This window comes from Paenibacillus sp. JNU01 (genome assembly GCF_059130585.1).
Genome location: NZ_CP169723.1, coordinates 5,117,551 through 5,132,370 on the forward strand (window position 1 = coordinate 5,117,551; position 14,820 = coordinate 5,132,370).

Below are 14,820 nucleotides of genomic sequence, written 5' to 3' on the forward strand. Positions count from 1 at the left end.
TTATGTTTACAAAAGCACGTTCGCGCATTAAACTATTCGCAGATTCACAATATAAGGGCTATGTATCCCGGGACACGCACGTGTGTTATGGGACAACCCCGTCTCTTCTGAGGCGGGGTTATTTGTATTATGCAGTCGAATCGGGAGAAGAGAGGCGGTTGATGATCGTTGAGTACCCATTCTGTCATCGAATGTTTGGAAGGCATTCAGGCGTCACGGCTGGGCAATATCCGCAACATTTATGTGTATCTCCCGCCCGGTTACCATGAGCATACAGCTCGGCGTTATCCGGTTCTGTACGTTCATGCAGGGCAGCGGGCTTTTGGTCCGTCCGGGCCAGGCAATGAAACATGGAATATTGATCAGGCAGCAGACTGCCTTATTTCTTCCGGGCAGATTGAATCACTGATTATTGTCGGCATTACGCATGTCCGTCCAGTCACGCACAACGAATTCTATCACTTCATCGCTCCGGAGAGAGAGGCCGTGAGTGTGGGGTGCTCAGGCATCGCCTATGAGCATTTTATCATTCATGAACTCAAGCCGCTCATTGATCATCGGTACCGGACGTTGCCGGACAAGGAGAATACCGGGCTGTTGGGTTCATCTGCTGCGGCACTTTGTACATTGCACATGGGGATGCGAAATTCGGATGTTTTCGGAAAACTGATCATGATGTCGCCATTCTATGTGGATGTGCAGCTGGACGAAACATCGGAAAGCGGGCTGTTGGAAGAAAACATGTATCGCTTGCCAGAAGAGGTACCCGACGTTCGGATGTGGATAGATATTGGAGACACGGAAGGCCTGTTTCTGCCTTCCCAGGTCAGAAGGGTAGCTCATCAATTACTTGAACGCGGAGTCAGAGCGGATGAGGAATTGGCATTTCTGGAACAGCCAGATGCCTGTCATCAGGAAGGTGACTGGGGAGCACGCGTTCATCTCCCGTTACTATACATGTTCGGCCACGTAGGTAAACCCATCTCGCTTCAACTGCTTGGCAGGGATGTCATCGGACTACAGGGTGGAATGACCGTGTGTATCAATGCACTAATGCACTACGAGAGCGGATGGGTTCGGAGTCTGCTGCATGGAAATTATACTTCAAGTGACCCGGATGTAATCCAGGTTCGTTCGAATGGAGAACTGGTGCCTGTCGGTATTGGAAGTGCATCCATCACGCTGACTATGGGGGGACTGTCTGCTACACGCATCTATACTGTGGTTCCTGAATTGTCCACTCATGTGGAGGTCTGCATTCATGCAGAGGTAGCCTCAGAGGAAGGGACGCAGGAAACGATCTATGGTGGGATGGGCATGAAGATTGTCCGTTCCGGTATAGGTCGATATGAAGGTTGTTACCGAGTTCCGCGTGATAGTGGATTCTCCTTCCGGTTTACTCGGGGTTTCCGCCGCTTCGAGACCGATGTGGATGGCAAACCTGTTGTCAATCGTGTATTTCGAGCGACAGATGATATGTCTGTACATTATTTAATCCAATCCTGGGGCAGTACTTCAGCCAAAACGGGAACAGGAGGCCCAAAATGATCATTCCTTCATTCGCTCCAGTGCTGGACATTCCCTATTATTATCCCTGCAATTTCCCTCTGATTCATGAAGTGCTCCATCAGCAAGGATCCATCACAAGTCTTGCACTGCTGGCGGCAAGCCGGTTGTACAGCCTTCCATCGTGCGGGGATAACGGACTGGTGAAGCCTTATTTTCACAAACTGGATTATGTTGAGCCGATCTGGGAGATGTATGGTCAGCGAGAGCTGGACAGCTTCGAGGAAGGCAAGGCGCAGATTAGGCAGCATATCGGCGATGGGGGGCTTTTTTTGGCTACAGGAACCAGTTATCATCTGCCTTATTGTGAGGATTATCAGAATCCCGAATACATTCGCAAACACGTGAAGCAAGGCTCCCGACTGCATCTGGTAGACCATTGGATTGCCGTGTATGGTCTGGAAGATGAGCATGTTCACGTCTATGATCCAGTGCCCTCCAAGTACAAGGGGAAGGTTGCTCAAAGAGCCTTTCATGATTTCTGGAAAGGGAACCAATGCATACCCGAGCTTGCTCAGGCGAAGCGCAAAGAGAAACTCCGAACGTTTGGCACCATGGACATTCGGGCAACTGTGCAGCTTGATTCTGCCGGGTACCGAGACATGTTGAACCAAGCGTTAACAACGCAGATTGAAGAATTTCTGACAGGCCGGACGATTACACAAGGAGAGAGGAATTATTATTTTGGACATGCGGTGTCTCTGCAGCTCATGGATACGTTGCATGGGACGAAAGAAGGAGATCAAGCCAATGAAATGTTAATTTCGGGTCTGCTCTTCGATATGCGATGGAGCCGGTATTTTCTTCGAGATCTTCTTCAGGAGTCTGCCTTATGGCTAGGTTCACCACTTGATCAATATGCAAGAAAATTCAGCGACATCATTGTACGGTGGGAGAAGGCATACAATATGCTGCAGGTCAGCCGGATGAAGAACCGCGAGCACTGGAAAGTACAGCTTACAGGTGTCATTAAAATGTTGATCACGGATGAGTGGCACTGGTATGAGTCGCTTCGACAGTCCATGCCTCAGGCAGATTGCTTTCAACGTCAGACCGTGCCAATGATTGAACAAGAACACAGGGAGGCTTTGCTTCGTATCGTGCTGGATAGTTGCCGGGAGTTAAATGCATACCATAATACATCGATTCCGCTTGGTGAGGGCGGTAACGCTCCGCTATACGGACGAAATGGACAACTGGATTCGCTGGAACTCGTGTCATTGCTTGCTGTGGTGGAGCAGGGAATCGAAGATCGTTGGGGTACGGGAATGGGAGCTGCTCTGGCGGAGATAGCAGCTGCTTCCATGCCGGAAAGTCCCTATCAGACGGTAGGCTCACTTGTTGATTATCTCGCACAACAATATTCGCCTGCCGGTGAGGAGGAAGCAAAATGTTAAACCAATTCTTGCTTGAACGATTCGAGGAACAGGGACAGCATCCTGCACTGATCTGGAAGGATCAGGAGTACAGCTATCAGTGGCTGCTGGAACAGGTTGGCGTCATGAGTGAGTGGATTATAGCAGAAGGGCTAACGGGGCAACTTGTAACGCTGGAGGAAGACTATTCCCCATATGCAGCGGCAGCATTGGTTGCTTTGCTCGGGCAAGGGTGTATCCTGCTCCCCATGGATCGGTATCTGGTTGAAGCCAAACGACAGGAATACATCGAACTGGCACAGGTGAAATGGCGGTTGGGCGTTGAAGAAGGCAAGCTGTGCATTCGGCAAACGTGTGAAACTTCTGGAGAGGTTCCTATGTTGTTAGCTACGCTGGCACAGGAGGGTGTAGGAGGCCTGGTACTCTTTTCATCCGGATCAACCGGAGTGAGTAAAGCGACTGTGCATCGTGCAGATCGGCTGTTATATCGTTTTCGCCGGCGGGTTCGGCCCTTGCGAACGATTCCATTCATGATGTTTGATCATATCGGCGGTGTGAATACCATGCTGCAGTCCCTGTCCAGTGGGGGATGTCTGTGTATCATTGCGGATCGATCTCCCGAAGAAGTGTGCCGGACGATTGAGAAGTTTCGTGTGCAGGCGCTGCCCGTCTCCCCAACATTCATGAATCTGTTGCTGTTGGGCAGAAACGATGAAGGGTATGACCTGTCCAGTCTCGAGGTTGTATCATACGGATCGGAAGTGATGCCTGAGTCCGTACTGGCAGCCTGGAATCGGAGATTTCCACAGATCAGGACGATACAGGCCTATGGTATGTCTGAACTTGGTATTCTGCCAACCCGTTCCAAAGAACCAGGTTCTCTACTGTTCTGCATTCAAGATGAAGAGGTCAAGTACCGGGTGGTGGAAGGAGAATTACAGATTCGTACAGCAACAGCGATGATCGGATATCTGAATGCACCATCACCTTTTACGGAGGATGGATGGCTGCGTACCGGAGATGAAGCCGTATTGGAGCAGGGGTACATTCGCATTTTGGGTCGCCGTTCGGAGATTATTAACATAGGGGGACGGAAGGTATATCCTGCCGAGGTTGAGGGTGTGCTGGAAGAGATGGAATGTATTGAAGCGGCGGTAGTTTCGGGAGAACCGAGTGGTATCACGGGTCAGAGAGTGAAGGTGACTATCCGGCTGGCTACAGAATGTACTCTAACCGATCTGCGGCGGTCCATCTGGGAATATTGCCGGGACAAGCTGCCTTCTTATAAGATTCCGCAGAAAATCGTAATTACACAGGGAGAACTCGTAAGTTCGAGAATGAAGAAAATTCGTAAACCGGCTCCTTTGGTGCCAGTCGCCTCGGCTGGGAAATAGGTCGCTGCCATCAATAAGATTTATCTCAATTGAATCGCTACCGCTAACGAATCTCAAACGTCGTATTAAGGGGATGATCAAGAAAAGTAAAACTTAACGAATCTCAGCAACGTTATTCCGTCGAAAACACCGCTTCTGCTTGCGAAAATCGACTAATTAAACAAAATAACATTTCTCTGATTCGTTAGACATTTAGCCCGGATATAATGAAGCAAATAACGTGTGCTTGGTTCGTTGAATATGACATATAAAACGCATAAGATGCAGGAGAGGCTGTCCCTGGTCGTCAATATGACCTGGAGGACAGCCTCTTTTGGAGTTATATCGCCTTGTTAGCTGTATTTATATCAAGCTTCCGCAGGTTGTTTGACCTCCATTTGCAGTAGCGAGAAGCCGTAAGCTTCCAGATCGAGGGTCAGTTTATTTTGCCGGGATTTCACTTCGTTTGATGTGTACAGATTTCGCCAAACGTTACGATCTGCCAAAGGCAGTTCAAGAGTACATGGCTCATCTCCTGCATTCAGCACAAGAAGCATGCGCTCACCCGTATGCGAATCCGATCGTTCGATGGCCAGACAAGGGTCTCCGGCTTTTGCATATACAATCTTTAGTTCCGTGCTGCGCAGTGCAGGGTGCTGTTTGCGAAGGGCGATCGTATGGGTGAAGAATTCCAGAAGTTCACGGTTCTGCTTGGTCTCATCCCATTCCATACACTTGCGGCAACCCGGATCATATCCCCCGTCAAGCCCCACTTCGTCTCCATAATAAATACATGGCACACCTGGATACGTAAGAAGCAATGTAACGGCAAGTTTCATCTTGCGCTCGTCTCCATCACACAAGGTCAGCAGTCTGGGTGTATCATGACTTCCGAGCAGATTGAAGGCAGCTTCAGTAACCGTTTGTGAATAGGCTGCAAGCAGTTTGCCGATCTCATTGGCAAATCCGAGTCCATCGAGCTTTCCGTTCACGGTGTAGTCCAATACCGAATTGGTAAACGGATAATTCATCACGGCATCGAATTGGTCCCCCTGAAGCCACATGAGCGAATCATGCCAGATCTCACCGAGCAGATATGCATCAGGTTTGATGGCTTTTACCGTCTGACGGAATTCGCGCCAGAACTGGTGATCCACCTCGTTGGCCACATCGAGCCTCCATCCGTCAATGTCCATCTCCTCGATCCAGAACCGTCCGACCTCCAGCAGGTATGCCTTCACGTCAGGGTGTTCCGTGTTCAGCTTTGGCATAAGCGGTTCAAAGGCAAAGGTATCATATGTGGGTATGCCATCCTCCACACGTGGCGGCCAGTCTTTGATATAGAACCAGTCTGCGTAGGGGGAATCGGCTCCATTCTTCATGACATCGACAAAAGGAGGGAACTCTCTGCCGGAATGATTGAACACCGCATCCAGAACGACACGTATGCCGCGCTGATGACATGCATCCACAAAGGTCTTGAACTGTTCATTGGTTCCAAAATGAGGATCGACCTTCATATAATCGCCTGTATTATATTTATGATTCGTGGTGGCCTCGAACAGCGGACAGAAATAGATGGCATTGATGCCCAACTGGCTGATGTGATCCAGATGATCAAGCACACCTTGCAGGTCCCCGCCGAAGAAGTTCACAGGTGTGGGTTCCCCTCCCCAGGGTTCAGCATTGTTGGGACTGATAGATGGATCGCCATTGGCATAACGTTCGGGGAAAATCTGATAAAACACGGCGTCCTTCACCCACGCAGGCGGTTCAAAAATGTCGACCGGATTCATAAATGGAAAATCAAAAAACTCCAGTGGATGGTCAGGCAGCGCCTGCTCGAATCCGCGCTCCGTCATCCAGACCGATTCCTCTCCCTGAATCAATTGGAAGCCATACCGTAATCTGCGATAGGGAGGTGAGGTCTCGGCTTCCCAATAGTCGAACATCTCATCCCGGGCAAAGATGCGCATGGGGATGTGTGTGATTGTTCGATCCCAGGCATATTTGTCCCCGGTAATGGCAATCACCGCATCCAGATCACCGCGTTTGGAACGAAGACGCAAATGCATGGTCGAGCGATCATAAGCATAGGACCAATTGAGTTTGGGACGATGATAAATGGCTTCAAGAATCATGTGAATCACTCCTCGTTAGATGATGAGATTTCAGATCAATGCGGCCATAAAACGCAAAAAAGGCACAACCTCTATTGTTCACGAGGTTGTACCTTTCGGCAGCATAGCCTTTTGATTATAGTGCTATTATACGAACTAACTCAGCAAAAGAAAACACTTTTTTTCCTTAAATTTCAAAATTGTTTTTTAGAAATCATATCCAAGACTATTGGCGTAGGCAGACAGTTCTTTTTGATATTTCTCGATATTTTTCTTGCCGGCAGCAATTTTGGCATTGGCTTGTTTCAGGACAGCGCTGTTTACCGTAGTTTTGGAGACCGCTTTTTTGGCGAGTTGGAATCCTTCCAGTTGCGTATAGCTCCCTTTGATCAGGCTGGCATGGATTTTTTGCAACTCTGCAGTTTGCGGTTTAATCAGTTTCAGCTTGGATACATATTTGGTGTAGTTAGGAATTGCAGTGTTGGTCAGTTTCAGGAACACGGACTTGCGATTGGAAGATGTAATGTAAAATCCGCCTCCCAGTGCATTGAAAGCTCTCTCCTCATATACTGCTGCGAGATCCAACTGATCCAGGTAGTCCAGGAAATCTTCTTCTTCAACCGTAGGAATCGGTTCTTGTTCGGACGTGTCAACTTCTTCATAGTATTCGTCTTCCGAATATGTGGTGGTTGAGTCATCCGCAGCAGCGGCATAAGACCCTGCAGGTGCGAACACCCCGCCGAGCAAAACAAAACTCATAATGATTGATAGTAACCATGATTTCTTCACGTGCCAATATCCCCTATCTATAGATGTGATTTTATTTCAATGGATAATCTAACATAGTGCGACAAGAAATTACAGGAAGAGTTTTACAGTAAAATCCTTTTCAAATGCATAAAAATGAATAATTAATTTACTAGCAAAATTACATTGTATTAGATGAAGAAGAATTACGATGAGAAATGGGGCTAATTCGCATAAGGGTAAAGATTACATATATGGTGAGTAGGGATGCGTATTGTATCGATATATATTATATGGTCTCAATTAATATGTATCTATTTATAGTTGTTTTCAGAAGTAATAGGAGCTACGAGCGAGTGAGAAGTTTTCCCAAATAAAATGCTTGTATAATGATTTCATCTCCATTACAATACAATTGATAATGAGATTCAATATCATTTAGATAAAAAGGGGAGACGGGTTACATGTATAAAGTAAAGAAAAAGCTATACATTTATGCAGCAGTTATTCTGATGATTTCACTGCTTGCTGGTTGTGCTTCGGGTGGAAGTGCCGAGACGACGAATACGTCCAGTCAAGCTGCAAGTAATAATGAAAGTGATACAACTGCCAGTGGGTCTGAAGACCAGACCCGAGTGATCAAGCATGCCATGGGTGAAACGACAATAAAGGGAACACCGCAAAAGATCGTGACGCTGTTCCAAGGTGCTAATGATGTAGTCGTTGCACTGGGCGTGAAACCGACAGGCGTGGTTGAATCATGGGTTCAGCAGCCCGTCTATGAATATCTGAAAGCCGATCTGGATGGAGTTCCACAAGTAGGACAGGAATCCCAGCCCAATTTGGAGGAGATCAACAAATTGAAACCTGACTTGATTATTGCTACGAAGATCAGACATGAAGAGATCTATGATCAATTGTCCCAGATCGCACCAACGGTAGTAACGGAGACCCTGTTTGATTGGAAAGAAACCGTGAAGATGGCTGGGGAAGCGATGAATATGGTTGAGCAATCGGATAAACTGTTGTCAGATTGGGATGCCCGTGTAGCAGATTTCAAAGAGAAAATGGGTGATCGTCTGCCAATTGAAGCAACCATCACGAACTTTAGAGCCGATCAGGTTCGTATTTTCTACATGGGTTATGCAGGTAAAATTCTGAAAGAGCTTGGATTCACCAGACCCGAAGGACATGATGCAGACACATGGGGAGTTGAATTGACTTCCAAAGAGAATATTCCGGACATGAATGCGGACATGATCTTTAACTTCAATTCAGGTACCGAAACCGATGCGATTCAGAAAAATTATGATGATTGGACCAGCAGTCCGCTGTGGAAGAATCTTGATGCAGTCAAGAACAACCAACTGGTTCAGGTTGATGAAGTGGCCTGGAACATGGCAGGTGGATACACATCGGCGAATATGATGCTGGACGATCTATATAAGCAGTTCAACCTGAACTAACTAACTAACAGGAGCAGGACCTGCCGTGCACCAGGACATTCGTTAACGAAGTGTATGGGCAGGCAGGTCCTTTTCATTTTACAGATGAAAGAGTGAGAATATGTTTCCCCTTTTTACAAAGGCAAGCGCCAAGATCTATGGGCTGGCTGGTTTATTCATATTACTTCTGTTTGCCTGCCTTGCCAGTATGATTCTGGGACGCACGCATATCACATTTCAGATGGCATGGGATGCACTGCAATTCTACGACGAGAGTTCTGTGGAACATGTGGTTCTGCTGACGGAGCGCTTGCCACGTACCATTATTGCTGCTGTCGTTGGTGCAAGTTTGGCTGTGGCAGGTGCACTGATGCAGGCATTGACACGTAATCCGCTTGCATCACCAAGTGTGTTCGGGATCAATGCAGGTGCAATCTTTTTTATTGTCATTGCCATCGTAGTATTGTCCGTATCCTCGCTGACCACCATGATGTGGTTTGGTTTTGCCGGAGCTGCGGTTGCCGCGGCGATTGTGTATGCCTTGGGTTCCCTTGGTCGGGATGGCCTGACACCGATCAAAATTGTACTGGCGGGGACGGCAATCTCGGCATTGTTTGCCTCGTTCACACAGGCGATTCTCGTGTTGGATGGAACCGGATTGCAGGATGTACTCTTCTGGCTTGCCGGTTCAGTTAGTGGGCGGACATTGGATATGTTATATCCCGTTCTGCCGTACATGACAGCCGCAGCCATTGTCTCTCTGTTCATGGGCAGAGCGATCAATCTGCTATTGACGGGTGACGATATCGCCAAAGGCATGGGACAGAATGTACTTCTGGTCAAGGTACTCATGGGCGTTGTTACCGTATTGCTAGCGGGTGGTTCGGTTGCCGTAGCCGGTTCGATCGGTCTGGTCGGTCTGGTTGTTCCGCATATCATGCGTGCACTGGTGGGCAATGATTACCGCTGGCTCGTTCCTTACTCTATTGTAGGGGGAGCCATTCTGCTGCTGTCCGCAGATGTGGTTGCCAGACTGGTAATCATGCCGCAGGAAGTTCCACTCGGTGTCATGACTGCATTGATTGGCGGACCTTTCTTCGTATACATTGCCCGCAAGGGGGTGACGAAGATATGAGGAAGATGTTGACTTTCCGCAATAAAAAAGACACCTTATCGATGCAAATGGAACGAAAATCACTGGTTGTCATCAGTGTGTGTATGCTCTTGTTTGTAGTTGCAGGAGTAGTCGGTACCAGTGTGGGCAGTGACTTTATTTCTCCGCTGGATGTACTTCGAACGATATTTGGTCTGAACGAAGGGGAACATGACTTCGTCGTGCTGACCCTGAGATTGCCACGAGTGTTATTGTCCCTGCTTGTGGGTGCAGCGCTCGGTATGTCAGGTGCGCTCCTGCAAGGTATTATCCGTAATCCATTGGCCTCACCGGATGTTATCGGTATCACTGGCGGTGCGGCTGTTGCGGCTGTGGGGTTTGTCACGTTGCTGGGCGGAGTGGTGAGCATCAAGTTATTGCCGCTGTTTGCCATTGTCGGTGCACTTCTGACGGCATTGATCATCTACATGCTTGCCTGGAAAAAGGGAGTCAGTCCGATCCGCTTGGTGTTAATCGGGATTGGAGTGTCAGCCATTACCGGTGCCGGGACGACCTTTATGCTGATCCTGAGTCCGTTCTACACGGCAGGTCAAGCCTATATCTGGCTGACAGGAAGTGTGTACGGAGTATCGTGGACCGATGTCCGAACCATACTGCCGGTTATCGTGATTGTTGTACCGCTGGCGATCTGGCTCGCCCGCAGCCTGAATGCACAGGAGTTTGGAGATGATCTGGCGACAGGACTGGGGGTAACGGTACAGTGGCATCGTTCTGCATTGCTGTTATGTAGTGTACTGCTTGCGGGAATCGCCGTGGCTGTGGCCGGAACCATTGGTTTTGTTGGCCTGATTGCTCCACATATTGCCCGGAAGCTGGTCGGTCGGATGTTTGGCAGTATGCTGATCGTGTCTGGACTGGTTGGTGCTCTGCTCGTATTTGCAGCAGATCTCATAGCTCGTACGGCCTTTCTACCGCTTGACGTTCCCGCAGGGGTATTCACCGCAGGCGTAGGCGCACCATTTTTCCTGTATTTGTTGTTCAAGAATCGAAATCAGTTTTGAGGAGGAGAGGACTGTGAGTATTCTGGAAGCCAAGGAGCTTACGATCTCCTATGGAGCAGATCCCATTATTGATAATTTGAACCTGACCATTCCCAAGGGACAGATCACCGTCCTGATTGGCAGCAACGGTTGTGGTAAATCTACGCTGCTGCGTACGATGGCCCGGTTGCTGAAATCCAGTTCAGGTTCCGTGCTGCTGGATGGTGAAGAGATTGCGAAGCTGCCGACCAAGGAGATTTCAAGACGCATGTCCATCCTGCCACAGGGTCCGACTGCCCCGGAAGGCCTGACGGTGAACCAACTGGTGAAGCAAGGACGTTATCCGCATCAGACATGGTTGAAGCAGTGGTCACGAGAGGATGAGCGCATGGTCAAGCTGGCACTGGAGTCCACGCATCTGACTGAACTTGCGGATCGGCCTGTAGATGCCCTGTCCGGTGGACAACGTCAGCGTGCCTGGATTGCAATGACCCTCGCACAGGGTACGGAAACGCTGCTGCTGGATGAACCTACAACCTATCTGGATATGACTCATCAGATTGATATCCTGGATCTGTTGTTTGAGTTGAATGAACGGGAAGGACGCACGATTGTCATGGTACTTCATGATCTGAATCTGGCATGTCGGTATGCGCATCACATTGTGGCTGTTCACAACAAGTCCATCTACGCGGAAGGTAAACCGGAAGACATCATTACGCAGGAGATGGTCCGTAAGGTCTTCCAGATGGAGTGTGAGATTGCGGTTGATCCACTCTTCGGTACACCAACCTGCATCCCGCATGGAAGGGGAAGGAAACTGAATGGGGAGCAGCGTTACACTCAGTTGGCTTGATTACTTCAATTAATGATTCGACGAATGATGATTCAAGCGATATCGCTATTTTTTTCAACCCACCTCGTCAACACTTCTGCGTTTAATGAAGATAACAGGAACAGGCAAGCTCTTGGTTTCATACAATCCAGAGCTTGCCGCTTGTTGTAACTGTTCTTCGATGTAACAAAACCACCCCTGCATAAATCTAGCCCGAAATCAATCTTATTTTTCCTTAAGAGTTTATTATTGACAACAAAGATCGAATTGCCATAAAATAGATTTTATATGATATTGATAATCATTATCAATATCATACTACAATAAATATTGATGAACGTAGGAGCAATATAAGTTGAATTAATCATTTACATGCAACGGAGTGGACAGGAAACCTGAAAAAGCGAAGCTACAAGCTTTCTGCAAGAAAACTGCATCGAAAGCATAATCTGCGCCTACAAGCTTTCTGAAAGAATGCTGGCATCGAAAGCATACGCTATCCCCGAAATTTCCTCCTTTGTAAAAGGATTTAAAAAATCTGGGGATAACAACGAATGGAAGGTTGTCCTGTCATTGTAGTGTTGGTGTAAATAATCTTTAATTCAACTTATATAGGAGCGAGTACCTTCATTCGATCGAGGAGGATTTTCAGTGTTTCCGAAAGGGATTCATAATCTGCAAAACCGACTCATTATAAGCAAGGCGAGGGAAATGGGGATCACCTGTGAGCCCCTTCTTGAGGGATGCGAGGATTTTCTGAAGCTGGCAGTAGGGGACAAGCAGATCATCATTAACAAAACCAGATCTCATCGTCTGCCGTTAATCGCCGGATTGCTCGCGAAGAACAAGCAGGCATGTAATATGCTGCTGCATGAACAGGGCATGCCTGTACCTTCCTATATCGTGATCCCGGAGATGGGGAGTGAAGCAGTAGCTTTTCTGAATAGATACCGTTCCATTGTGGTGAAACCACTGGATGCGAGCAGCAGCATGGGCGTGACGCTGGATGTGCGTACTGAAGAGGAACTGGAGGCAGCCATCCATCTTGCGAGTGTGCACGGCAGCAGCATTATGTTGCAGCAATATGTGACCGGAATCGATTACAGAGTGCTGATCATTAACGGTGAAGTGGCGGCTGTGAATGAGTATCGACCTGTCTATGTCGAGGGGGATGGAACTTCAACCGTTCGCACATTAATCGAACAGTTGAATCAGGAACGAATGAAGATTATGTCCATTGGCGAGTATGAAGCCTTTCCCCAGGTGGATGCAGAAACGGAACGACTGCTGGAGGTATTATATGCACAAGGCACAAGCCTGGATGAAGTTCCTGCCGCTGGTGAAGAAATTGAGCTATATGATCTCCGTAACTCAGCCGCCGGAAAAATCAGTGAATTCTACAAGGATTGTACCGAGATCATTCATCCCGAGAATGCGCGAATGATCGTTCAGGCGGCCCAAACTCTTCAGATTGATGTAGCAGGGGTCGATGTTCGTTGTCGTGATATCCGCACGCCGATCTCCAGAGAAGAAGGGGGCATTCTGGAAGTGAACGCCTTGCCAGATCTCACACACCACGTCTTTCCCCATGGGGGGACAACTCGTGACGTGGTGCGGTTATACCTGGAATACTTGTGTCAGGAACAACTTGAATCTAAGTCATATAACTTATAACAACGGATAGACGACAATATATAACGGATATCAGATGACGGATACCCTTATTTATAATTCGGACCTTGCCTGATTTTGAATCAATACCATGCCATATGCAAAATGCAGAACAAGAAATTACAGGCAGCAGTTAAGCCTGAATCGATGATAAGGAGCGTTAAAGGGCTATGTCAGTAGAAGTGCAGACGGAATATCTGAAGATGCAAAATGAGAAGGAATCCAATGCAAGATCGTACCCCAGACATTTCCCGCTTGTTATTAGCAAGGCCCATGGGGTGAAGGTTACCGATACGGATGGCCGCGTATTCTACGATTGCCTGGCTGGTGCAGGAACATTGGCGCTGGGGCATAACCATGACACGGTAATCAATGCTATCCGCGATGTCCTGGATCAGCAGATTCCGCTACATACTCTGGATTTGGCAACGCCGCTGAAGCTTTCATATATGCAAGAATTGTTCTCCATTCTTCCAGCAGCGATGCAGAACAAGTCCAGAATCCAGTTCTGTGGTCCAACTGGAGCGGATGCTGTAGAAGCAGCTATTAAGCTGGTCAAACATGCAACAGGTGGCAAATCCATTCTTGCCTTTCAGGGAGGTTATCACGGTTCGACCCAAGCAACCATGTCGATGAGTGGCAACCTGAGCAAGAAACAGCATCTGCAAAGCCTGCTGCCAGATGTACATTTCCTGCCGTTTCCTTATGAATATCGCTGCCCATTTGGTGTTGGTGAGGGCATGACGGCCCAGTTAAGTGCACAGTATATCGAGAACTTGCTCGATGATTGCGAGAGTGGTATTGCTGCACCGTGCGGAGTCATTGTGGAGACGGTGCAGGGCGAAGGCGGGGCGATTCCGGCAGACATTGAATGGCTGAAGGAGCTGCGCCGAATCACAGCAGAGCGAAGCATTCCACTCATTATCGACGAAGTGCAGACAGGCATCGGACGCACAGGCCGTATGTTTTCATTTGAACATGCCGGAATTGTACCCGATGTAATCATCTGCTCCAAAGCGGTTGGCGGAAGTCTGCCCATGTCTGTCGTCATCTATAAGGAAGAGCTGGACCAATGGCAGCCTGGTGCACACACAGGAACGTTCCGTGGCAATCAGCTGGCCATGGCTGCGGGACTGGCTACACTTCGCTATATTCGGGAACAGGATGTTCTACACAATGTACATCTGCGCAGTGAGCAGTTCATGGAGCAACTGAATGCATTGAAAGAGCGCTATGCCGAGATTGGTGACGTCCGAGGCAGAGGACTGATGATCGGCGTTGAGGTGGTTAATCCGGCAGGCCGCAAGGATCGTTTGGGACATTATCTGCCTAATGGTGCACTTGCTGAGTCTATTCAACGTGAATGTTTCAAGAATGGATTAATTGTGGAACTGGGTGGGCGTCATTCAGCGGTTGTTCGTTTTCTGCCGCCGCTGAATATTACGGAGCAAGAATCGGGCGCGATCCTGGCGATCTTTGAGAAATCGGTAGCTGAAGCAATTGCCTTAGCAACGGCTGCATGCTGAAGCTGTC

General features: G+C 48.3%; 11 protein-coding genes. 9 read left to right on the forward strand and 2 right to left on the reverse strand.

Translation table 11 applies throughout. The features are described from left to right. Positions 1-168: 168 nt before the first annotated feature. Genes NLBNIHML_RS22250 through NLBNIHML_RS22260 form a run of 3 tightly spaced genes read left to right on the forward strand, consistent with a single transcriptional unit; the run spans position 169 to position 4,336 of the window. Entirely contained in the window at positions 169-1,548 is a 1,380-nt protein-coding gene (locus tag NLBNIHML_RS22250; RefSeq protein ID WP_494352781.1) for an alpha/beta hydrolase-fold protein, read from the forward strand. Beyond that, complete coding sequence (locus NLBNIHML_RS22255) at positions 1,545-2,963, forward strand: cysteine peptidase family C39 domain-containing protein (RefSeq protein ID WP_339239860.1); 1,419 nt, start codon at positions 1,545-1,547, stop codon at positions 2,961-2,963. The genes NLBNIHML_RS22250 and NLBNIHML_RS22255 overlap by 4 nt, the downstream gene beginning before the upstream one ends. Further along, entirely contained in the window at positions 2,957-4,336 is a 1,380-nt protein-coding gene (locus tag NLBNIHML_RS22260; RefSeq protein WP_494352782.1) for an ANL family adenylate-forming protein, read from the forward strand. The genes NLBNIHML_RS22255 and NLBNIHML_RS22260 overlap by 7 nt, the downstream gene beginning before the upstream one ends. Before the next feature lie 347 nt (positions 4,337-4,683). Here NLBNIHML_RS22260 and NLBNIHML_RS22265 read toward each other — a convergent pair whose 3' ends face one another. After that, positions 4,684-6,456 (reverse strand): alpha-glycosidase, encoded by a 1,773-nt coding sequence (locus tag NLBNIHML_RS22265; RefSeq protein WP_494352783.1) that lies wholly within the window; start codon positions 6,454-6,456, stop codon positions 4,684-4,686. 186 nt (positions 6,457-6,642) lie between these two features. Then, positions 6,643-7,224 carry a hypothetical protein gene (locus tag NLBNIHML_RS22270; protein WP_472474329.1) on the reverse strand — a complete coding sequence of 194 codons (582 nt, stop codon included), beginning with the start codon at positions 7,222-7,224 and terminating at the stop codon, positions 6,643-6,645. A 422-nt stretch (positions 7,225-7,646) separates the two neighbouring features. Between NLBNIHML_RS22270 and NLBNIHML_RS22275 the strand changes: the two genes are divergently transcribed. The 6 genes from NLBNIHML_RS22275 (at position 7,647) to NLBNIHML_RS22300 (ending at position 14,813) form a co-directional block, all read left to right on the forward strand. Beyond that, positions 7,647-8,648 carry an ABC transporter substrate-binding protein gene (locus NLBNIHML_RS22275; protein ID WP_472474327.1) on the forward strand — a complete coding sequence of 334 codons (1,002 nt, stop codon included), beginning with the start codon at positions 7,647-7,649 and terminating at the stop codon, positions 8,646-8,648. A gap of 100 nt (positions 8,649-8,748) precedes the next feature. Continuing rightward, complete coding sequence (locus NLBNIHML_RS22280; protein ID WP_339239871.1) at positions 8,749-9,762, forward strand: FecCD family ABC transporter permease; 1,014 nt, start codon at positions 8,749-8,751, stop codon at positions 9,760-9,762. Continuing rightward, complete coding sequence (locus tag NLBNIHML_RS22285; protein WP_494352784.1) at positions 9,759-10,802, forward strand: FecCD family ABC transporter permease; 1,044 nt, start codon at positions 9,759-9,761, stop codon at positions 10,800-10,802. Before NLBNIHML_RS22280 ends, NLBNIHML_RS22285 begins: the two co-directional genes overlap by 4 nt. 13 nt (positions 10,803-10,815) lie before the next feature. Further along, positions 10,816-11,637, forward strand: coding sequence for an ABC transporter ATP-binding protein (locus tag NLBNIHML_RS22290; protein WP_339239876.1), 822 nt, complete (start codon positions 10,816-10,818; stop codon positions 11,635-11,637). A 630-nt stretch (positions 11,638-12,267) separates the two neighbouring features. Continuing rightward, positions 12,268-13,290, forward strand: a complete 1,023-nt coding sequence (locus NLBNIHML_RS22295) for an ATP-grasp domain-containing protein (RefSeq protein WP_494352785.1) — start codon at positions 12,268-12,270, stop codon at positions 13,288-13,290. Positions 13,291-13,457: 167 nt separating this feature from the next. After that, positions 13,458-14,813, forward strand: coding sequence for a diaminobutyrate--2-oxoglutarate transaminase (locus NLBNIHML_RS22300; protein WP_494352786.1), 1,356 nt, complete (start codon positions 13,458-13,460; stop codon positions 14,811-14,813). Positions 14,814-14,820: the final 7 nt, after the last annotated feature.